Origin of the sequence: Bordetella genomosp. 8, from assembly GCF_002119685.1 — a bacterium.
Classification (GTDB): domain Bacteria; phylum Pseudomonadota; class Gammaproteobacteria; order Burkholderiales; family Burkholderiaceae_B; genus Bordetella_C.
The window spans coordinates 1884551-1904631 of the sequence record NZ_CP021108.1 but is presented as its reverse complement, the minus strand read 5'-3'; the positions used below and the strand labels follow the sequence as shown (position 1 = coordinate 1904631).

General features: G+C 67.5%; 19 protein-coding genes and 1 pseudogene. 13 read left to right on the top strand and 7 right to left on the bottom strand.

Features of this window, described 5'->3' with window-relative positions; all coding sequences use genetic code 11:
• Positions 1-24: 24 nt before the first annotated feature.
• Positions 25-1539 carry an ABC transporter substrate-binding protein gene (locus CAL12_RS08775; protein WP_232464747.1) on the top strand — a complete coding sequence of 505 codons (1515 nt, stop codon included), beginning with the start codon at positions 25-27 and terminating at the stop codon, positions 1537-1539.
• 78 nt (positions 1540-1617) lie between these two features.
• On the opposite strand, the gene CAL12_RS08770 is transcribed toward CAL12_RS08775, so the two are convergent.
• Positions 1618-3210: an aldehyde dehydrogenase (NADP(+)) gene (locus CAL12_RS08770; RefSeq protein WP_232464746.1), complete on the bottom strand. Its 1593-nt coding sequence runs from the start codon at positions 3208-3210 to the stop codon at positions 1618-1620.
• Positions 3211-3533: 323 nt separating this feature from the next.
• Here CAL12_RS08770 and CAL12_RS08765 point away from each other — a divergent pair, with 323 nt between their 5' ends.
• Positions 3534-4520 (top strand): Bug family tripartite tricarboxylate transporter substrate binding protein, encoded by a 987-nt coding sequence (locus CAL12_RS08765; RefSeq protein WP_086064139.1) that lies wholly within the window; start codon positions 3534-3536, stop codon positions 4518-4520.
• A gap of 126 nt (positions 4521-4646) precedes the next feature.
• On the top strand, positions 4647-5471 hold the full coding sequence (locus CAL12_RS08760) for an amidohydrolase family protein (RefSeq protein WP_086064138.1): 825 nt from the start codon (positions 4647-4649) through the stop codon (positions 5469-5471).
• A 27-nt stretch (positions 5472-5498) separates the two neighbouring features.
• Here CAL12_RS08760 and CAL12_RS08755 read toward each other — a convergent pair whose 3' ends face one another.
• From CAL12_RS08755 to CAL12_RS08745, 3 genes are all read right to left on the bottom strand, one after another.
• On the bottom strand, positions 5499-6149 hold the full coding sequence (locus CAL12_RS08755) for a GntR family transcriptional regulator (RefSeq protein WP_086064137.1): 651 nt from the start codon (positions 6147-6149) through the stop codon (positions 5499-5501).
• Complete coding sequence (locus CAL12_RS08750) at positions 6140-6604, bottom strand: MarR family winged helix-turn-helix transcriptional regulator (protein ID WP_198298408.1); 465 nt, start codon at positions 6602-6604, stop codon at positions 6140-6142. Before CAL12_RS08750 ends, CAL12_RS08755 begins: the two co-directional genes overlap by 10 nt.
• A gap of 75 nt (positions 6605-6679) precedes the next feature.
• Positions 6680-7105, bottom strand: a complete 426-nt coding sequence (locus tag CAL12_RS08745; RefSeq protein WP_086064135.1) for an organic hydroperoxide resistance protein — start codon at positions 7103-7105, stop codon at positions 6680-6682.
• Between the two features lie 327 nt (positions 7106-7432).
• On the opposite strand from CAL12_RS08745, the gene CAL12_RS08740 reads away from it, so the two are divergent.
• Positions 7433-7747 (top strand): hypothetical protein, encoded by a 315-nt coding sequence (locus CAL12_RS08740; RefSeq protein ID WP_086064134.1) that lies wholly within the window; start codon positions 7433-7435, stop codon positions 7745-7747.
• A gap of 126 nt (positions 7748-7873) precedes the next feature.
• Here CAL12_RS08740 and CAL12_RS28670 read toward each other — a convergent pair whose 3' ends face one another.
• Positions 7874-8065, bottom strand: coding sequence for a KGG domain-containing protein (locus CAL12_RS28670; protein ID WP_420042788.1), 192 nt, complete (start codon positions 8063-8065; stop codon positions 7874-7876).
• Positions 8066-8411: 346 nt separating this feature from the next.
• Between CAL12_RS28670 and leuS the strand changes: the two genes are divergently transcribed.
• From leuS to CAL12_RS08705, 6 genes and pseudogenes are all read left to right on the top strand, one after another.
• Positions 8412-11072: a leucine--tRNA ligase gene (leuS, locus tag CAL12_RS08730; RefSeq protein WP_086064132.1), complete on the top strand. Its 2661-nt coding sequence runs from the start codon at positions 8412-8414 to the stop codon at positions 11070-11072.
• Between the two features lie 11 nt (positions 11073-11083).
• Positions 11084-11785 carry an LPS-assembly lipoprotein LptE gene (locus CAL12_RS08725; protein ID WP_086067759.1) on the top strand — a complete coding sequence of 234 codons (702 nt, stop codon included), beginning with the start codon at positions 11084-11086 and terminating at the stop codon, positions 11783-11785.
• A gap of 5 nt (positions 11786-11790) precedes the next feature.
• Positions 11791-12849, top strand: coding sequence for a DNA polymerase III subunit delta (holA, locus tag CAL12_RS08720; RefSeq protein ID WP_086064131.1), 1059 nt, complete (start codon positions 11791-11793; stop codon positions 12847-12849).
• A 69-nt stretch (positions 12850-12918) separates the two neighbouring features.
• Positions 12919-14184 carry a glutamate-5-semialdehyde dehydrogenase gene (locus CAL12_RS08715; protein WP_086067758.1) on the top strand — a complete coding sequence of 422 codons (1266 nt, stop codon included), beginning with the start codon at positions 12919-12921 and terminating at the stop codon, positions 14182-14184.
• 91 nt (positions 14185-14275) lie between these two features.
• Positions 14276-14698, top strand: a complete 423-nt coding sequence (locus CAL12_RS08710; RefSeq protein WP_086064130.1) for a CopD family protein — start codon at positions 14276-14278, stop codon at positions 14696-14698.
• Between the two features lie 28 nt (positions 14699-14726).
• Positions 14727-16172, top strand: a pseudogene (locus CAL12_RS08705) (THUMP domain-containing class I SAM-dependent RNA methyltransferase); the annotation flags it as partial.
• 143 nt (positions 16173-16315) lie between these two features.
• On the opposite strand, the gene CAL12_RS08700 reads toward CAL12_RS08705, so the two are convergent.
• Together CAL12_RS08700 and pxpB are read right to left on the bottom strand one after the other, a co-directional pair.
• Positions 16316-17335, bottom strand: a complete 1020-nt coding sequence (locus tag CAL12_RS08700) for a biotin-dependent carboxyltransferase family protein (protein WP_086064128.1) — start codon at positions 17333-17335, stop codon at positions 16316-16318.
• Positions 17332-18063 carry a 5-oxoprolinase subunit PxpB gene (gene pxpB / locus CAL12_RS08695; RefSeq protein ID WP_086064127.1) on the bottom strand — a complete coding sequence of 244 codons (732 nt, stop codon included), beginning with the start codon at positions 18061-18063 and terminating at the stop codon, positions 17332-17334. Before pxpB ends, CAL12_RS08700 begins: the two co-directional genes overlap by 4 nt.
• A gap of 143 nt (positions 18064-18206) precedes the next feature.
• On the opposite strand from pxpB, the gene CAL12_RS08690 reads away from it, so the two are divergent.
• The 3 genes from CAL12_RS08690 (at position 18207) to CAL12_RS08680 (ending at position 20022) form a co-directional block, all read left to right on the top strand.
• The gene (locus CAL12_RS08690; protein ID WP_086064126.1) at positions 18207-18386 is read left to right on the top strand and encodes a hypothetical protein; all 180 of its coding nucleotides are present in this window, start codon (positions 18207-18209) and stop codon (positions 18384-18386) included.
• 108 nt (positions 18387-18494) lie between these two features.
• Positions 18495-19031 (top strand): RDD family protein, encoded by a 537-nt coding sequence (locus CAL12_RS08685; RefSeq protein ID WP_086064125.1) that lies wholly within the window; start codon positions 18495-18497, stop codon positions 19029-19031.
• Between the two features lie 142 nt (positions 19032-19173).
• Positions 19174-20022 carry a UDP-2,3-diacylglucosamine diphosphatase gene (locus CAL12_RS08680; RefSeq protein WP_086064124.1) on the top strand — a complete coding sequence of 283 codons (849 nt, stop codon included), beginning with the start codon at positions 19174-19176 and terminating at the stop codon, positions 20020-20022.
• Positions 20023-20081 lie beyond the last annotated feature (59 nt).

Sequence of the window (20081 nt, the reverse complement as noted above, 5' to 3'; positions counted from 1 at the left end):
TGCGCGATAGCGATCACGATCGCGATGCCGATCGCGGCACGGCCGGCCGACGCAGCGCCGGCCGCCAAGCCGGCACGTCCCGCCCCGCCGCCCCCGGCCCTGCGCATCGGCGAAATCAATACGTACAAGGCGCTGCCCGGGTTTTCGGAAGACTACCGCCGGGGCTGGACGCTCGCGCTGGAACAGGTCAATGCCGACGGCGGCGTACTGGGACGCAAGCTGGAAGTCCGGTCGCGCGATGACCGCGGCAATCCCGACGACGCCGTGCAGGCGGCCCAGGCGCTGGTCGACAAGGACGGCGTCGTGGCGCTGTTCGGCGGCTATTCGTCGGAAGTCGGCCTGGCGCTTTCCCGTTATGCCGATACGGCGAAGGTGCCCTACCTGGCCGTCGCGCCGCTTAGCCAGCGCCTGACCTGGCAAGACGGCAACCGCTATACCTTCCGCCTGCGGCCGGGCGCATGGATGCAGGCCGCCGCCGTCGCACCGAAAGCATTGGGCCTGCGCAGGCTGCGCTGGGCCCTGGTCTACCAGGACACCGAATCCGACCGGGCCACGGCGGACGCCTTCAAGGGCCTGATAAGGACCTTCCAGTCGAAGACCGAGTTCGTCGATGAGATCGTGGTGCCGGCAACAGGTAAATTCGACGCGATGGCCGCTGTCGCCGCATTGAGCGCGGCCAGACCGGAGGCGATCTTCAACCTGCTGACGGGCGAACAACTTGCCGCGCTGGTGCGCGCGGGCACGGCGGCGCATCTGTTCGACGGCATGGGGGTGGTTGCGCCGTTCATGGGCGACCCTGAAAACCTGGACCTGCTGGACGAGACGCTGGGCGCCGCCATCCCCGACGGCTGGATCATCACGGGCTATCCTCGCGACGCGATCGATACACCGGAAGGCCAGGCATTCGCGCAGGCCTATCGCGATCGTTTCGGCGCCGCGCCCGGCATGGCGGCGGTATTGGGCTACTCGGCCCTGCGCTCCATCAGCGAAGCATTGAAGCGCGCGGGATCGCCGGACCGCGAAGCCGTGGCGGCGGCCTTTCCACGGCTGCAAGTGCCCACGCCCTTCGGCACCATCGAATACCGCAACCTGGACCATCAATCCACGCTGGGCATCTATCTGGGCTATACCGGACACGTCGACGGGCGCGTGACCATGGATCGCTTCGTCTACGCCACCGGCGCGCGGCTGCAGCCCCTGGACGAGCAGATCAGGCGGCTGCGCGCACAGACAGCACGGGCGCCAGGCAGTTCGACCGCGGGGGATGCCGCCGTACAGCCAGCCAACGCGCCTGAAACGCAGAACGGCGCACGAGCGACGGCGGTACCGAGCAGGCCCGTCGCGCGACCGGATACGGGACTGACCACGCGGCTGCGCGGGGCACGGCCCGGAACGGCGCCCCCCGTGCATCCTGTCGTGCAAGCCCCAGCGGGGACGGACGGCCCGGTGAAGGCCGCGCAGCCGGGTGTGACGATACACGCGCCGATGATGGGAGACTGGCCGGACCAGGTCGACCCGCGCGGCAACGCCGCGCATTAGATAGGCGTGGCTGGCATGGGCCGGCGTGGCTGCCGGCCAGGCCCGCTCCTGACGGGCGGGCCGTGACGCCAGGCACGATTACGGCAGCAGGCGCTTGCCGTCCTCCAGGCGCGGAACGCGCTTCAGGTTTTCCGGGCGCAAGGCTTCCGGCAACAGTTGCGCCGGCAGCGCCTGGTAGCTGACCGGGCGCAGGAAACGCCGGATCGCCAGCGTGCCCACCGATGTAAAGCGGCTGTCCGACGTCGCCGGGAAAGGCCCGCCGTGCACCATGGCATGCGCCACTTCCACACCCGTGGGCCAGCCGTTGGCCAGTATGCGGCCCGCCTTGCGCTCCAGCACCGGCACCAGGCCTCGCGCCAGCTCATAGTCCGCTTCGTCCAGATGCAGCGTCACCGTCAACTGGCCTTCGATGTGTTCGGCGATGTCGCGCATGTCGTCCACCGACTTGCAACGCACCACCATGCTGGACGAACCGAACACCTCCTGCTGCAGCGATTCCTGTTCGAGAAAATTGCTGATGCTGGTGGAAAACAGCGCCGCGCGCCCGCGATTCGGACCTTCGCCGGCACCGCCCCGCCCGCACACCTTCACGCCTTCGGCGCTTTCCAGGGCCTTGACGCCTTTCTCGTAGGCGCCGTGGATACCCGGCGTCAGCATTGCGGAGGGCACATGCGCGGACAAGGCAGCGTCGGCCGCCTTCAGGAAACGATCCAGGTCCGGACTTTCCAGCGCGACGACGATGCCGGGATTGGTGCAGAACTGGCCGGAGCCCATCGTCAGCGATGCGACAAAGGCCTTGCCCAGGTCTTCCGCACGGGCCGCCAGGGCGGCGGGGAACAGGAAAACCGGATTGATGCTGCTCATTTCGGCGAAGACCGGAATCGGCTCGCGGCGCTTGGACGCCGCATCGACCAGCGCCAGGCCGCCGGCGCGCGAGCCGGTGAAGCCCACTGCTTTGATGCGCTCATCGCGCACCAGCGACGCGCCTGTTTCGATGCCGCCCAGCAGCAACGAAAAAACGCCGTCCGGCATGCCGCATTCGCGCGCGGCTGCCTGGATGGCGCGGCCCACGAGTTCGCCAGTGCCGGGATGGGCGGGATGGCCCTTCACCACCACCGGGCAACCCGCCGCCAGCGCGGCAGCCGTATCGCCGCCCGCCACGGAGAATGCCAGGGGGAAATTGCTGGCGCCGAATACGGCGACCGGACCCAGCGCGATATTGCGCAGGCGCAGATCCGGACGCGGCAGCGGCTGGCGATCCGGCATGGCGGGATCCACGCGCACGTCCAGGAATTCGCCCGCCCGGACGACTTGCGCGAACAGGCGCAACTGCCCCACCGTGCGCGCGCGCTCGCCTTCGATGCGGGCCGCCGGCAGGGCGGTTTCAGCGACCGCGCGATCGACCAGCGGCTGGCCCAGCTTCATGATCTGGTCGCCGATGGCTTCCAGAAAGCGGGCGCGGTCTTCCAGTGAGGTTTCGCGATAGGCGTCGAAGGCTTCCCAGGCCAGGGCACAGGCCTCGTCGACCTCGGCGGCGCCCGCCTGCGCGAAACTGGGCGACAGGGTCTCGCCCGTCGCCGGGTTCACCGCGTTCAGCGTGCGCTGGCCGTTGTCGACGGCGCGCTGGCCGATCAGGATCTCGCCGGTAATGGCGGTGGTAGGGCTGCTCACAATCTCTCTCCTATGTTTATTCGGGCCGTCATGACGCGCTCCCCTCTCCGCGGGCGGGTCCGGGCGCAGATGCGCGCCCGCCAGGCCAGCGCCAACAGGAAATGATACCGCTAACGCATTTCCCCACGCAGGGGTGACGCGCCGCGTTGCGCCCGGGCTGCACCGGGCCGGCCCCTGTTTGTTCTACATATTTATGTATGCAAAAATATATAAAAACCAGACCACGTTAGAACGTCGGCTTGGCGGTGTGCCGCCGGCCTGACTAGTCCAACCAAAGATTTCACCATTCGCCGGCCGCGCGCGGCCACTGCAGGAGACACTCGATGAAGCTATTACCCACCACCAGGCGCCGCCTGCTGGCCGCCACCGTTTGCGCCGCCGCTGCCTTCGGGCTGCATGCCGGCGCGCAGGCAGCCTATCCGGACAAGACCGTACGCATCATCGTGCCGTACGCCCCCGGCGGATCCGGCGACGTGTTCGCCCGCCTGATCGCGGAAAAACTGACCAGCCGCCTGGGCCAGACCTTCATCGTGGAGAACCGGCCCGGCGCCAGCGGCGCGATCGGCGCGCGCTACGTGTCGGACGCGCCGGCCGACGGCAGTGTCCTGCTGCTGGGGCAGACCGGCGAGATCATCGTCACGCCGCTGCTGTCGACGACGCTGAACTACAAGCCGGAAAACCTGCTGCCCGTGGTGCTGGTCGGCGACTCCCCCCTGGTGCTGTCGGCCCATCCGTCGGCGCCTTTCAACACCGTGCAGGAAATGGTGGCCCAGAGCAAGCAACGCTCGCAAGGCTACAACTACGCGTCGTCGGGCACCGGCACGCCGGGCCACCTGGCGGCCGCGGCGCTGGCCTTCAAGACCGGCGCCAAGCTGACCCACGTGCCCTACAAAGGCGGTGGCGCGGCCCTGAGCGACCTGCTGGGGAACCACGTCGACATGTTCTTCTCGGGCGCGCCGGGCGTGCTGCCGCACTTCAAGAGCGGCACGCTGAAGCCCATCGCCGTATCCACGCTGGAACGCTCGCCGGCGCTACCCAAGGTGCCCACCGTGGCGGAGTCGGGATTGCCAGGCTTTTCGTTCAGCCTGTGGGGCGGCCTGTTCGCGCCCAAGGGCACGCCGGCGGATGTGATCCAGAAGCTGAATACCGAGGTCAACGCCATCATCACGGACCCGCAGACCAAGGAGCGGCTGGAGGCCGAAGGCGCGGTGGTCAAGCAGAACAGCGTCGAGCAGTTCACCCAGTTCCTGGCGGCCGAACGCGGGCGCTATCAGGAAATCATCAAGGAAACCGGCGTGCGCCTGGACTGACGGCCGCCAGGGCCGGGCCACCAACGCCCGGCTTCCGATTTCCGCACCGGGGATTCCACCGTCGTCGATTCCGGATCGGCGATCCCCCGCCAACGCCAAGATCACCGTCGCAAGGAGCCTAGCCGCATGTCTCCCGCCACCCTGCCCGCCTGGGATTGCCACACCCACGTTTTCGACGACGCGACGCGTCGCCCGTTGATGCCCGGGTCGCACTACACGCCGCCCGTGCGGTCCTGGCGGGACATGTCCGCCGTCGGCGCGCCGCACGGCATCGAACGCTTCGTCCTGATCCAGCCCAGCGTGTACGGGATGGACAACAGCCTGCTGCTGGATACGCTGGATGAATCCCAAAACCGGGCACGCGGCGTACTCGTCCTGCCGGACGAAACGACCGAAACCGAACTGCTGGCGCTGCGGGATCGCGGCGCGCGCGGCGTGCGCTTCAACGCCGTTTCCGGCAGCGGCAACGGCATCGCCGGCTATGCGCGGCTGGCGCCGCGGCTGCGCGCGGCCGGGTGGCATGCGCAATTCTTCGTCGCGCCGGAAAGCCTGGCCGCGGTGTACGAAGCGATCCGCCATGAGGGCGGCCCGGACGTAGTCGTGGACCACCTGGGCGGCGCGGCGAGCGGTCCGGAATACGCGGCGATACGCGAAGCGGTCTTCCGGCTGCTGGATACGGGCCGCGTGTGGGTGAAGGCGTCGGGCTTCTACCGCTACGGCTATCCCGTGGCGACGTGGGCCGAGCATTTCGGCGAGCTGTTGCGCGAACTCGCGCGCCGTTATCCGGAACGGATCGTCTGGGCGTCGGACTGGCCGCACACCTGGTTTTTCGATCCGGCGCACGGCGAGCCCATGCCCTACGGCGATCTGCTGGGCTTGTTGCGGGATTCGGTCAGCGACGCGGATTTCCAGCGCATCCTGCGGGAAAATCCGCCAGCGCTGTACGCCTGATAGGGCCAGGTGCGGCCGGCGAGGTGCTCAGTCGCCGGGCGCCTGCTTCGCCCGCAATATTTTCAGCCGCTCGAGCAAGGCATTGCGGATATGTTCGCGCGCGGCCACCTCGGCACGCGCCGGATCGCCGTCTCGGATGGCTTCGTAGATGGCGCGATGCTCGCCGTGCGCGGCATCGGGGCGTCCCGCCATTTCGAGCGTGCTGCGCCCCAGCAGATAGGTGGAATCCGTCAATGACCGCAATGCGCGGATCAGGAACTTGTTGTGCGCGGCGCCGTAGATGGATTGATGGAACGCCAGGTTCGCCTCGACGGGGTCGCCGCCCTGCCGGCCTTCTTCCAGGATGTGCGCCATGTTGTCGATTTCCGCTTCGCTCGCGTGTTTGGCCGCGAAGCGGGCGGCGCCGCCTTCCAGCAGTTCGCGCATGGCATACAGCTCGGTGACCGATTGCTGGTCCAGCGACGTCACCACCAATCCGCGGCGCGGCTCGTGGGTCAGCAGGCCTTCGTCTTCCAAGCGTTTGAGCGCTTCGCGCACGGGCGTGCGGCCCATGTTCAACAGCTCGGCCACCTCGATTTCGCGCAGGCGGTCGCTGGCGCCGAAAAAACCCATCAGGATGCGCTTTTTCAGCTCCTGATAAGCCAGGTTGGCCTGGGTATTCTGCTTGGCTATGGGCATGTGGCTTCCTGCAATGCAGCGCGCAGGGTATCCAGCCGCTTGATCATCGCCCCCGCCTCGGCGGCGCTGCAACGCGCGGCGCTCGCCACCCCGGGGGGCACGGCGCGAGCCTTGGCCTTCAGTTGCCGTCCCTGCTCGGTCAGCGACACGATGACCTGGCGTTCGTCACGCTCGGCGCGGACGCGTTGGACCAGGCCGGCGGCCTCCAGCCGTTTCAGCAAGGGGGTCAGCGTCGCGCTGTCCAGGAACAGCCTTTCGCCTATTGCCGAGACAGTCAATCCATCCTGCTCCCACAGCACCAGCATCACCAGATACTGGGGATAGGTGAGGTCCAGCTGGGACAGCAGTTTGCGGTAAACCTTGCTCATGGCCAGGCTGGTGGAGTACAGCGCGAAGCAAAGCTGGTTTTCCAGCAGCAAGGCGGCATCGCCCCGCGGAGACGCAGAATGTGACATGGCGGACATATTAAATCGTGCGCGATCCATATGCCAGTCCGGCCGCCGCGCAGGCGGCCGGCACGGCCGGGACGCTTAAACGATGGTCAGGGTCACGTCGATGTTGCCGCGCGTCGCGTTCGAGTACGGGCAAACGATGTGGGCCTTGTCGACCAGTTGGCGGGCCTGCGCGGGATCCAGCCCCGGGATGGAGATCTTCAATTCCACTTCGATACCGAAGCCGGTGGGGATGGCGCCGATACCGACGGAGCCGGTGATGCTGGTTTCAGCTGGCAGGGTCACTTTTTCCTTGCCCGCCACGAATTTCAGCGCGCCCAGGAAGCAGGCGGAATAGCCAGCCGCGAAGAGCTGTTCGGGATTGGTACCGGGACCGCCGGCGCCGCCCAGTTCGCGCGGGGTGCTGAGCTGGATGTCGAGCACGCCGTCGGACGAGCGGGCGCGGCCGTCGCGGCCCCCGTTGGCGGTGGCTTGGGCACGGTACAGGACTTTTTCGATGGACATGGCGAACTCCTTGCGGGTGGTTGGGCCGAGCCGGATGGCCGCGCGCCCTGGGTTTGGGGTAATGCTCGAGGTCGTTATCAGGGGTCTTGCTGTGGAATCGTCGGCGCTTCCTCGCGTGTGATTTGCGCCTGGAAAGAATATTAAATCGCACACTATTCAATTGCAAGCGATTTATTTATCGAAGGGCAACATCGGCGTGATGGCGGCCAGCCGCGTCGCGCCAGTCAGCGGAGCCCGTCCCGCGCCCCCCCCTGAACCCCGGCGGGTACGCCGATTGCCGCCTGCGCTGCGTTGCCCGCGTGTCGGGCGTCCCGCATGGATACGGCAATGGAAAAGTGGAATACCCGCGCAATCACCTTCATTTCCCGCACAAACCCGGGCCAGCCGGAACGTCACGCCGACGTGCCCTGCGTCTCCGTATCATGGCAGTCGCCCAGCGACATTCCGCCATCACGCGACGACGGGACCGCGCCCGGGTGCCTGCTGATCAGCGGCGCGGACGTCGCGGCGCTGGCGGATTTTTCCTGGGTGCCCACGCACGTGCGCTTTCATGCGGATGGCTTCATGGAGGCACGGGAATTCGCCATAACCGGCTTCGAAGCCGATCCCGATACGCATATCCTGAAGTTGCCCATTCCTTGAGCCGCGCGCGCCCTCGGGCGCATGCCTCGCTCGGAAAATCGGCCTTTTCACGGTCCCGGATCGCCTGGCCCGGGGAGGGCCGGCGCGCGGCGCCCCGGGCCTTGCGGCCCGCGGCGGGCAGGATCTTCAACGATCCTTGGGGTGTTCGGCCGTCGCGGGGGACGACTCCGATGACGCCGCCGGCTGTGATTGCCGCGCGGCGTGCCGCTTGGTGGCCGCAGCCCGCGCTTCCTGCGAAGTGAAGCGATGAGCCTTACCCAGGCGGTGCGCCGCACGCCCGCCCTGCGCCGCGATCTCGCGTTGGAATTCAGGCCCCATCGCGGCGAAACCGCGTGGCTTGCGTGGGGGTTTTTGGTCTTGGCTGTCGGTCATATCGAACCTCTTGTCGGTGGTGGTTCACGAGCCCGACGGGATGCAACGCGCATGCCCGCTGGTACGAACGAGACGACACCCGCCGCGATGGCCCTCCAAGGCCGGCCACGGCGTCAATGCCAGGCACTTCACCAGCAACTATTACGCCCGCCCCCCCCTCGGAAGGCGTATTCGTGCGGCCGCCCACCCTGGGCCCGGATGGCAGAACCTATAATCAAGGGTTTTGACCGTCCCCAGCCGCCGGGGGCCGGCCCTTTATTCGTCACCGATCCATCCAGATCCCACCGAGCCCATGCAGGAACGCTACAACCCCAATGCCGTCGAAGCCGCCGCCCAGGACGTCTGGCGCAGTAACGACGTCTATCGCGTCAGCGAGCACGCCCGCAATGCCAGCGGCGCCGAAAAGCCGAAGTTCTACGCGTGTTCCATGCTGCCCTACCCCAGCGGTAAATTGCACATGGGCCATGTCCGCAACTACACCATCAATGACATGATGGCGCGGCAACTGCGCATGCGCGGCTACAACGTGCTGATGCCCATGGGCTGGGATGCCTTCGGCATGCCCGCGGAAAACGCCGCCATCAAGTCCAAGGTGCCGCCCGCGAAGTGGACCTACGACAACATCGCCTACATGAAGAAGCAGATGCAGGCGATGGGTCTGGCGATCGACTGGTCGCGCGAAATGAGCGCCTGCGATCCCGCGTACTACAAGTGGAACCAGTGGCTGTTCCTGAAGATGCTGGAAAAAGGCATCGCCTACCGCAAGACCCAGGTCGTCAACTGGGACCCGGTGGACCAGACCGTGCTGGCGAACGAACAGGTTATCGACGGCCGCGGCTGGCGCTCGGGCGCCCTGGTGGAAAAGCGCGAGATCCCGGGCTACTACCTGCGCATCACCGATTACGCCGAAGAACTGCTCGACCGGGTCAAGACCGGCCTGCCGGGCTGGCCCGAGCGCGTGCGGCTGATGCAGGAAAACTGGATAGGCAAGAGCGAAGGCGTGCGCTTTGCCTTCACGCACGACATCCGCGACGAATCGGGCCAGTTGGTGCAGGACGGCAAGCTTTACGTGTTCACCACCCGCGCCGACACCATCATGGGCGTCACGTTCTGCGCGGTGGCGCCGGAACACCCGCTGGCCACGCTGGCCGCGCGCGACAACGCGGAACTGGCCGACTTCATCGAACGCTGCAAGCTGGGCGGCACGACCGAGGCCGAACTGGCGACCCGCGAAAAGGAAGGCCTGCCCACGGGCCTGCAGGTCACGCATCCCCTGACCGGCCAGCCCGTCGACGTGTGGGTCGGCAACTACGTGCTGATGAGCTATGGCGACGGCGCCGTCATGGGCGTGCCGGCGCACGACGAACGCGACTTCGCCTTCGCGCGCAAATACGGCCTGGAAATCCGGCAAGTCGTGGACGTGCCCGGCAAGACCTACTCTACCGATGCCTGGCAGGAGTGGTACGCCGACAAGCAAAGCGGCCGCCTCGTCCATTCCGGCAAGTATGACGGCCTGGACTTCAAGCACGCGGTGGACGCCATCGCCGCCGACCTGGCGTCGCTGGGCCTGGGCGAAAAACAGACCACCTGGCGCCTGCGCGACTGGGGCATTTCGCGCCAGCGCTATTGGGGCACGCCCATCCCCATCATCCATTGCGCCGACTGCGGCCCGGTGCCGGTCCCGGAAAAGGACCTGCCCGTGGTCCTGCCCGAAGACCTGATCCCCGACGGCACCGGCAATCCGCTGGCGAAGAACGAAGCCTTCCTGTCCTGCGCCTGCCCCACGTGCGGCAAGCCTGCGCGCCGCGAGACGGACACCATGGATACCTTCGTCGATTCGTCGTGGTATTTCATGCGCTACACCTCGCCCGGCAACGATGGCGCGATGGTCGACGGCCGCAATGATTACTGGATGCCGATGGACCAGTACATCGGCGGCATCGAGCACGCGGTGCTGCACCTGTTGTATGCGCGGTTCTGGACCAAGGTCATGCGCGACCTGGGCCTGCTCAAGTTCGATGAACCGTTCACGCGCCTGCTCTGCCAGGGCATGGTGCTGAACCATATCTATTCGCGCAAGACGGAACACGGCGGCATCGAGTACTTCTGGCCGGACGAAGTCGAAAACGTCTACGACGCCAAGGGCGCCATCACCGGCGCGCGCCGCAAGTCGGACGGCAGCGACGTCGTCTACGGCGGCGTGGGCACCATGTCCAAGTCGAAGAACAATGGCGTGGATCCGCAGTCGCTGATCGACACCCTGGGCGCGGACACCGCGCGCCTGTTCGTCATGTTCGCCAGCCCACCCGAGCAGACGCTGGAGTGGTCCGACTCCGGCGTGGAGGGCGCCAACCGCTTCCTGCGCCGCCTGTGGTCGCATGGCTGGTCGCAGCGCGACGCCGTGGCGGCCGGCCTGGCGGCGCACGACATCGACTGGCGCGGCGCGCCCGAGGCGGCCAAGGATCTGCGCCGCGAAATCCACACGCTGCTCAAGCAGGCCGACTACGACTACGAGCGCATCCAGTACAACACCGTGGTGTCGGCCTGCATGAAGATGCTGAACGCCATCGAAAACGCCGACCTGCCGGCCGGCCCGGCATCCGACGCCGCGCGCGCCGAATGCCTGGGAATCCTGCTGCGCGTGCTCTATCCGGTGGTGCCGCACATCACCTGGCAGCTGTGGCAGGAACTCGGCTATGCCGGCCTTTACGGCGACCTGCTGGACGCCCCCTGGCCGCAGGTCGACGACGCCGCGCTCGTGGCGGACGAACTGGAGCTGATGCTGCAGGTCAACGGCAAGCTGCGCGGCGCGCTGCGCGTGCCGGCGCAGGCCGCGCGCGAAGAGATCGAGGCCCAGGCCGCGGCGCATGAGGCAGTGGCCCGGTTTCTCGAGGGCCGGCCGCCCAAACGGGTTATCGTGGTGCCCGGCAAACTGGTCAACGTCGTAGGTTAATGGGGTACCGCATGAATTTCGCCAGGCACAAACTAGGCTCGACGGGCGCGCGGCGCGGCGGTCCACGCTGGGCGCTGCGCGTCGCCAGCCTGGCCCTGCTCGCGCTGTTGTCCGCATGCGGTTTCCAGATGCGGGGCACGACACCCCTGCCCTTCGACTCGCTGTATATCGGCATCGCGCCGAATTCGCGCTTCGGCGCGGAAGTGCGCAGGGCCATCGCGGCGGCGTCACCCGATACCAAGCTGGTGGAAACGCCCAAGGAGGCCGAAGCCATCCTGCAGCAGGTCCGCAATTCGCGCTCCATGCGCGAGGTATCGCTGAACGCCCAGGGCCGTGTGGAAGAGTACGAACTGGGGTTGGTGTTCACCTTCCGCGTCGTCGATGCCAAGGGTCGCGCCCTGCTGCCGGACACCACGCTGGAAGCCTACCGGGAAATGCAATACAACGACCAGGTCGTGCAGGCCAAGGAAGGCCAGGCGGAAAGCCTGTACCGGAACATGGAGCAGAGCCTGGTCAGCCGCATCGTACGGCGCCTGACGGCACCCGATGTGCGGCTCGCCGCGCAGAAGCTGGAAAACACCAAGCCTGGCGACGAGCAGGGCCCGGTCTACAACATCAACCAACCGACGCCGCAGCAGAACGACCGGTTGCCGTGGAACCGCCCGAGCATCACCAACGGCCCGGCCAGCCCCGACGACGACGGCACGTACTAGCAGGCATGGCGCAAACCCTGGACGCCGACCGCTTCGCCGACCATCTGCGGCGCGCGGGAACACGGCTGGCGCCGCTGTACACGGTCAGCGGCGACGAGCCGCTGCTCGTCACCGAAGCCATGGACGCGCTGCGCGCGGCGGCGCGCGCGGCCGGCTACACCGAGCGTACGTCCCTGGTGATGGACGCCCGCAGCGACTGGAGCGCCGTCGTCGCCGCCACCCAGACCGTCTCGCTGTTCGGCGACCGTCGCCTGCTGGAACTGAAGATCCCGACCGGCAAGCCCGGCAAGGCCGGCGGCGACATGCTGGCCCGCCTGGCCGAACAGGCGGATGCCAGCGGCAGCGATCCTGACACGGTCATCGCCATCGGCCTGCCGCGACTGGACAAGGCCACTCGCGAAAGCCGCTGGATGTCGGCCCTGTCGCGCGGCGTTCTCGTCGACATTCCCAACATCGAGCGCACGCGGCTGCCTGCCTGGATAGGCGAACGGCTGGCGCGCCAGAACCAGCGCGCCGACGCCACCACTTTGCAGTGGATGGCGGACAAAGTCGAAGGCAACCTGCTGGCGGCGCACCAGGAAATACAGAAGCTGGCCCTGCTGTACCCCGAAGGCATGCTGGAAGCCGAAGCCGTGGAGCGCGCGGTGCTGAACGTCGCGCGCTATGACGTCTTCGGCCTGCGCGACGCCATGCTGGCCGGCGACGTCGGCCGCACCGTGCGCATGCTGGACGGCCTGCGCGCAGAAGGCGAGGCGCTGCCGCTGGTGCTTTGGGCGGTCGGAGAGGAAATCCGCGTCCTGGCCCGCGTGGCGCAGGCGCGCGCCAGCGGCCAGGACAGCGGCGCGGTCATGCGCAAGCTGCGGATCTTCGGGGCCCATGAACGGTTGGCGATGCAGGCGCTGTCGCGCGTGCCGGCGCGCGCCTGGCCGGCCGCCGTCCAGCACGCGCACGAGGTCGACCGCATCATCAAGGGGCTGTCCGTGCCGGGCCGCCTGTCCGATCCGTGGGAAGAGATGACCCGCCTGGCGCTGCGGGTGGCCGCCGCCGGCCGCCGGGACGCCTGAACGCGTCTCTACGGATACACTACGAGCTCACCGCCGGCCGCCCGGCGCATGCCGTTTCCATCGATAGCCATGTCCAGCCAGACCGTAGAACAAGCCATGCTCGCCCTGGGCGAAAACGCCCGCCGCGCCGCGCGCCAGATGATGTCCGCCAGCGGCACCGCCAAGGTGCGCGCCCTGACCGCCATGGCCGACGCCATCGCCGGCAACCGCGACGCACTGAAAGCCGCCAATCGCCAGGATATGGACGCGGCACGCGAAAACGGGCTGACGCCGGCATTGCTGGACCGGCTGACGCTGTCCGATCGCACGCTGGACCTGATGGCTGAAGGCCTGCGCCAGGTCGCAGCCCTGCCCGATCCGGTGGGCAGCATCGGTCCCACCACGATCCGGCCCAACGGCATGCGCGTGGCGCAGATGCGGGTGCCGCTGGGCGTGATCGGCATCATCTACGAATCGCGGCCCAACGTCACGATAGACGCCGCCGCCCTGTGCCTGAAATCCGGCAACGCCGCCATCCTGCGCGGCGGCAGCGAAGCCCTGCGCTCCAACCTGGCCCTGGCGGCCATCGTGCGCCAGGGCCTGGATGCCGCCGGCCTGCCCGCCCACGCGGTACAGGTGGTCGATACGCCCGACCGCGCGGCGGTAGGCAAGCTGATCACCATGACCGAACACGTCGATGTCATCGTGCCGCGCGGCGGCAAGAGCCTGATCCAGCGCATCAGCGCCGAAGCGCGCGTGCCCGTCATCAAGCACCTGGACGGCAATTGCCACGTCTACATCGACGCCGACGCCGACCTTGAAAAAGCCCACGCCATCGCCTTCAACGCCAAGACGTACCGCTACGGCGTCTGCGGATCGATGGAAACGCTGCTGGTGCATGCGGCCGTGGCCGATACCGTCCTGCCGCGGCTGGCCGACGCCCTGGTCAGCCACGGCGTGGAACTGCGCGGTTGCCCGCGCACGCGCGAGCTGGTTCCCGCCGCCAAGCCAGCCACCGATACCGACTGGGCCGAAGAATACCTGGGCCCCATCCTGGCGATCCGCGTCGTCGACACGCTGGACGACGCCATGGATCACATCGGCCGTTGGGGCTCCGGACACACCGACGCCATCGTCACCGAAAACCTGAGCGCGGCGCAGCGCTTCCAACGTGAAGTGGATTCCAGTTCGGTCTACGTGAACCTGCCGACCGTATTCGCCGACGGCTACGAATATGGCCTGGGCTCCGAGATCGGCATTTCCACCAATCGCCTGCATGCGCGCGGGCCCGTGGGCCTGGAGGGCCTGACCACGTACAAGTGGGTGCTGAGCGGCGAAGGCCAGTTGCGCGGCTGAATCGCGGCGCGTATCCACAGGCGATATCGTGCGGCGCCTTCCCGGCGCCGCGCCCCCCTACAATGCCCGTTTCATTCAAAGGTAGAGGCCCATGCTCTGGATCAAGACCCTGCACATCGTCTTCATCGCGGCCTGGTTCGCCGGCCTGTTCTACCTGCCGCGCATCTACGTGAACCTGGCGCAGCAGCATGAGCCGGCGGTGCGCGCGGTGCTGCTGGGCATGGCGCGGCGCCTGTTCCGCTTCACCACCGTGCTGGCGGTGATCGCCATCGTGTTCGGCCTGTGGCTTTACGTCGGCTATGGCATCGGCATGGGGCCGGGCAACGGCTGGATGCATGCCAAGCTGTTCTTCGTGCTGTTGATCATCGGCTACCATCACGCCTGTGGCGTCATGCTGCGCAAGTTCGAACAGGGCGGCAAGACGCGCAGCCACACCTTCTACCGATGGTTCAACGAGATCTCGGTACTGTTGCTGTTCATCGTGGTGGCGCTGGTCGTCGTCAAGCCGTTCTGACCTTCAGCATCTCCAGATCATCCATTCCATGTCCGTCGACGATTCCGAACGCCCGCGCAAGACGCTGACCCTGACCAAGCGGGCCGGCACCGCCGCGCCTGCCGCTGACGCCAAGCGCACACGCAGCGGGGCGCGCGCCAAGCTGGTGGCCCTGCAGGAAAAACAGCGCGGGAAGACCAAGCCGGCTGAAACCCCACCCGACAGGCCGCGCGGACGTGGGCAAGCAGGCGCCGAACGCGGCGAATACGACAAACGCGACCACGGCGCGGCCGCCGCGCCCCGCGCGCGCGCCGAGCAACCGCGCCAGCGCCCGGCCGCGGGCCAGCGTCCCGATGAAAGATTCCAGGTGTTCGCGCCCTGCCCTCAGGGCCTGGAAGAAGTCCTGGCCATCGAACTGCGCGCGCTGGGTTTCGACGATGCGCGCACGGGCCGGGCCGGCGCGCACTTCAGCGCCGACTGGATCGGCGTGCAGCAGGCCAACCTGTATTCGCGCCTGGCCACGCGCATCCTGGTGCGGGTGGCGCAGGCGCCCGTGCAGGAAGAAAACGATCTGCTGGACCTGGCCTACGCCACGCCCTGGGAGCGCTGGTTCGGCGCCGAACAGACCCTGCGGGTGGATACGTCAGCCATCAAAAGCCCGATGCGCAGCCTGCAATACTGCAATCTGCGGGTCAAGGACGGCATCTGCGACCGGCTGCTGGACCGCGAAGGCGCGCGGCCGGATATCGATACCGTACGGCCCGACGCGCGCGTCCACGCCTTCCTGACCGCCGACACCGCGACGCTGTACCTGGATACCAGCGGCGAATCCCTGTTCAAGCGCGGATGGCGGCTGGACAAGGGCGAAGCCCCGCTGCGCGAGAACCTCGCGGCAGGCATGCTGGCGCTGGCCGGCTGGGATCCCGCCGCGCCGCTGCTCGATCCCTTCTGCGGCAGCGGGACCATCCTGATCGAGGCCGCGTGGATCGCGCTGGGCGTGCCGCCCGGCATCGCGCGGCCGTTCTCCTTCGAGCGCCTGCGCGACCACGACGCCCGCCGCTGGCGCGACCTGAAGGACGATGCGCGGGCGCGCATCCAGCCCACGTTGGAAACGCCCTTGTTCGGCTACGACATCGATCCCCAGGCCATCGAGTACGCCCGCCGCAACGCCGAGCGCGCATGGCTGACCGAAGACAGCATCCGCTTCGAAATCGGCGACGCCCGTACCCTGCAGGCGCCGGCCGAACATGGCTGGATCGTCACCAATCCGCCCTATGGCGAACGGCTGCAGGCCGGCCACGACGAAGACCTGTGGAGCGACTGGGCCGCCTGCCTGAAGCGCCAGTTCGCCGGATGGCAGGTGGACGCCATCTCCAGCGACATGGCCTTGCCGCAGAAGATGCGCCTGAAGCCGCGGCGGCGCATCCCCTTGCACAACGGCTCCCTGGATTGCCGTTTGTTCAGCTTCGAACTGGTCAGCGCCAGTTATCGGGACAAGCGCCTGGACAAAGGCGCGCACGCCGGCACGGACGATACGGCCGACTTCGATGACGACGACCACGGCGATGACGACGATGGCGACGATGGCGACCGCCGTCACATTGGCGACGCCGACGACGGCCGCAACGGCTGACAACCTCAGGCCGGCGTCACCCCGGCACTTCCCATGGCGCTGGCGACGCGCGCACGCAGCGCCGCCAGCGACGCCTCGCGCTCCAGGTACAAGGCCTGCGCCTCGTCCAGCGTGACAATGGCGAAGCGCACGGTGTCGCCGGGCATGGCCTGCGCCAGCAGCGGCAGGTCCACACTGGCGACGTAAGCAATCTTGGGATAGCCGCCGGCGCTCTGGCGGTCCGCCATCAACACGATGGGATTGCCATCCGGCGGCACCTGCACGGTGCCAAAGGCCACCGCCTCGGAAATCATCTCCAGCGGCTCGGACAGTGCCAGACGCGGCCCTTCCAGACGGTAGCCCATGCGATCGGAGCGGCTGTCGATCCGGAACGGCTGTTCGCGGAAGGCCGTCCGGGCAGCTTCCGTATAGGCCTGCCACTGCGGCCCCTGTATGGCGCGCAGGCCATCCGGATGCCCCGCCGGCGCCGGCAATTCGAACAGGCCCGCGCTGACGAAAGGCAGGCCGCATTGCACCAGCAGGCGCGTGGCCCCCGGATACCCGGTGTCCGCCGCGCCCAGGGGCAATCGGTCATCCCGTGCGATTGCCCGGCCCTCGAAGCCGCCGTAGCCGCCCCGGGCGAACGTGCTGCGGCTGCCCATGACCGCGGGAACATCGAAACCGCCGCGCACCGCCAGGTACACACGGGCGCCGCGCCGGCGCTCGCCGAAGGCCAGCGTGGCACCCGCCCGCACCAGCAGCGGCTGGTTCAGGGGCGCCGGCATGCCGTCGATACTCGCCTGCATATCGGCACCGCACAACGCGATCAGGCGTTCGCCGCGCCCGCCGGGCATGAAACGCAGCGTGGGACCGGTGAGCGTACATTCCAGCGTGGCGGCATCATCGGGGTTGCCCACCAGGATATTGGCCACCCGGTGCGACCATTCGTCCATGACGCCGTTCACCGGCACCCCATAGCGCTGATGGCCGTAGCGGCCCAGGTCCTGCAGTTGCGTCAGCGCGCCTGGCTTCAATACGCGTATCACGGCCGCGCCTCGTAGAGACGGTCGAATTCGGCCGGCGAAATCGGCACGAAGCGCAGGCGATCGCCCAGGCGCAGGCGGGCCGGAGGCTCGCGCCGCAGATCGAACAGGTTCCAGGGCGTGCGTCCGATCAGGTTCCAGCCGCCAGGCATGGCCAGTTGGTAGATCATCGACAGGCCGTTGGCGATGGCGACCGAACCCGCCGGCACTTCGGTGCGCGGCGTGGCCCGCCGGGGTACCGCCAGCCGCGCGTCCAGTCCGCCGGCGAAGGGCGTGCCGGGGGCGAAAAAGAAGGTGTAGATCGTCAGGGGCGAGGCGCAGTGCAGTTCGATCACCTCGCTGGTGGACAGGCCACAGCGCCCCGCCACTTCGTCCAGGTCCGGGCCATACGCGCCGCCATAGCAGGCGGGCACCTCCACCAGCCGCGATTCAGCGCCGATATCGGGCACGCCCCGGCGCAGGCGGTCCGCCACGATGGCGGCCAGGCAGGCGTGCGGCGTGCCGGCCTGCCCGGCGTAAGCCTGCGGCAGGTAATGCAAGGCTACCGTGGTGAAGGCCGGTACCACGTCGATCACGCCCGGCGGCGGGTCCGCCAGTAGATGCGCCGCCAGCGCCAGGACCGAACGGTTCACCGCGCCGTCCACATGGTCTCCGAGGGTGACCAGCAGGCAACGGTCGCCGACCGGATCGATGCGCCAAGGGAAAGGGGAATCCGGGGCCTGACTGTCCATGCGGCTCTTAAAGTTGTTGCTTTTTTACGACTTGCACGGTCTAGGGTTAACCCCTATAATTCGGGTTATCCCTAGAGCGCGCGGGATTAAACAGATTCTCTGGATGGAACGCAGCGCTTGCTTTTAGCACTCAGGATATTATCGTGAACGAACGTGAACCCCTGCGCCTGACCGACGAACTGGAACGCGAATTGATGCGTCAGGCCATTGAAGAACAATTCCGCCCGCGCCCGCTTCGCGCGTTGGGTAAGATGATCAGCAAGCTCGGCCGCTCTTTCCGCGCCCCTGCTGCCCGCCATAGCGGCGAAGCAGCCCGCGCCTGAAACAGAAAAGCGACCAGACAGCGACAGATCCCCTTGGGGGCTGCATAAGCCCCTTTTAAAACCCGCCCTCGTGGCGGGCTTTTTTTTTGCCGGGGATAATACGCCGCTATGAACACCCCGACTGCCCTGTCCACGCCGCCCCGCCTGCGGCGCTTCGCCTGCATGATGTACGAAGCCGTGCTGCTGTTCGGCGTGGTTTTCCTGGCGGATTATCTCTTCGACACGCTGACGCAGAGCCGCAGCGGCCTGATGCTGCGGCCGGCCCGCCAGTTCTGGCTTTTCCTGGCCATCGGCGTGTACTTCGTGGTGTGCTGGCGCCGCGCCGGCCAGACGCTGCCCATGAAAACCTGGAACATCCGGCTGGTCGCCAGGGATGGCAGCGCGCCGTCCCTGAGCCGCCTGGTCTGGCGCTACGGGCTGGCCTGGATATTGCCGCTGATTGCGGCGCTGGTGGTCTGGGGCATCGAGTCGCTGACCCGCTGGCCTGCCACCCTGATGTTCATCATCGCCGCGCCGTTTGCGGTGTTCGTCGGCTCCTGGCTGGACCCGGAAGGGCAGTTCCTGCATGACCGCTGGGCGCGCACGCGGCTGGTCACCGTGCCAGGGGCCCCCCGGACCACGCGCAAGAGCCCGGCCGGCGCCTGAATCCGCTCCGGCCACACCCCGCCCGTGGGCCTGGCCCCGGGCCGCGGCCCTCCGCCGCTGTCATGAAAGCGCCATCCCAATTTCACATCGACGTCATCGCCGGGTGATTTCATGCGTACATGACAGCGCGAACGAGGGACATGTGAACGAGATTCGCCCGACGCATTGGCGCACTGTGTGGATTTCCGATTTGCATCTCGGCACGACGGGGTGCAAAGCAGAATTCCTCCTGGATTTCCTGGACCACAACGAAGCCGAGACGCTGTACCTGGTCGGCGACATCATCGACGGCTGGCAATTGCGCAAGCACTGGCATTGGCCGCGCGCCCACAACGACGTCGTGCAACGCATCCTGCGCAAGGCGCGGGAAGGCACCCGGGTGGTGTTCGTGCCGGGCAACCATGACGAATTTGCCCGCGAATTCATCGGCTATGCCTTCGGCGACATCGAGATCGTCGACGAAGACGTCCACGAGACGGCCGACGGACGCAAGCTGCTGGTGCTGCACGGCGACCAGTTCGACGGCGTGATACAGCACAGCAAATGGCTGGCGCACCTGGGCGACACGCTGTACCAGTTCGCGCTGTGGCTGAACCACTACTTCAACCGCATGCGCCATCGCATGGGGCTGCACTACTGGTCGCTGTCCCAGTACCTCAAGCACAAGGTCAAGAACGCGGTCGCCTTCATCACCGACTTCGAACACGCCCTGGCCGGGGAAGCCCGCCGGCGCGGGCTGGATGGCGTCGTCTGCGGGCACATCCACAAGGCGGAACTGCGCGACATCGACGGCGTGCTGTACTGCAACGATGGCGACTGGGTGGAAAGCCTGTCGGCCCTGACCGAAGACCATACCGGCCAATTGCAGTTGCTCGACTGGGCAACCGTCCTGGCCGATCGCGCGGCGGACGCCCCGCCGGCACGCGCGCCGCGGCCGGTATCCCTGCCCGCGCTGCCCTCGGCCCTGCGCCGCCAGGGCAAGCATCCGTAAAGGCGGCGCTCCGCCTCCGCCCGGCCCGCGGACGTCGTCGCTTGCATCGGCGCCCGCCG

Coding starts and splice junctions, on each gene's coding strand:
- CAL12_RS08775 (WP_232464747.1), top strand. CDS start 25: ATGCCGATCGCGGCACGGCCGGCCGACGCAGCGCCGGCCGCCAAGCCG.
- CAL12_RS08765 (WP_086064139.1), top strand. CDS start 3,534: ATGAAGCTATTACCCACCACCAGGCGCCGCCTGCTGGCCGCCACCGTT.
- CAL12_RS08760 (WP_086064138.1), top strand. CDS start 4,647: ATGTCTCCCGCCACCCTGCCCGCCTGGGATTGCCACACCCACGTTTTC.
- CAL12_RS08755 (WP_086064137.1), bottom strand. CDS start 6,149: ATGCCCATAGCCAAGCAGAATACCCAGGCCAACCTGGCTTATCAGGAG.
- CAL12_RS08750 (WP_198298408.1), bottom strand. CDS start 6,604: ATGTCACATTCTGCGTCTCCGCGGGGCGATGCCGCCTTGCTGCTGGAA.
- CAL12_RS08745 (WP_086064135.1), bottom strand. CDS start 7,105: ATGTCCATCGAAAAAGTCCTGTACCGTGCCCAAGCCACCGCCAACGGG.
- CAL12_RS08740 (WP_086064134.1), top strand. CDS start 7,433: ATGGAAAAGTGGAATACCCGCGCAATCACCTTCATTTCCCGCACAAAC.
- CAL12_RS28670 (WP_420042788.1), bottom strand. CDS start 8,065: ATGGGGCCTGAATTCCAACGCGAGATCGCGGCGCAGGGCGGGCGTGCG.
- leuS (WP_086064132.1), top strand. CDS start 8,412: ATGCAGGAACGCTACAACCCCAATGCCGTCGAAGCCGCCGCCCAGGAC.
- CAL12_RS08725 (WP_086067759.1), top strand. CDS start 11,084: ATGAATTTCGCCAGGCACAAACTAGGCTCGACGGGCGCGCGGCGCGGC.
- holA (WP_086064131.1), top strand. CDS start 11,791: ATGGCGCAAACCCTGGACGCCGACCGCTTCGCCGACCATCTGCGGCGC.
- CAL12_RS08715 (WP_086067758.1), top strand. CDS start 12,919: ATGTCCAGCCAGACCGTAGAACAAGCCATGCTCGCCCTGGGCGAAAAC.
- CAL12_RS08710 (WP_086064130.1), top strand. CDS start 14,276: ATGCTCTGGATCAAGACCCTGCACATCGTCTTCATCGCGGCCTGGTTC.
- pxpB (WP_086064127.1), bottom strand. CDS start 18,063: ATGGACAGTCAGGCCCCGGATTCCCCTTTCCCTTGGCGCATCGATCCG.
- CAL12_RS08685 (WP_086064125.1), top strand. CDS start 18,495: ATGAACACCCCGACTGCCCTGTCCACGCCGCCCCGCCTGCGGCGCTTC.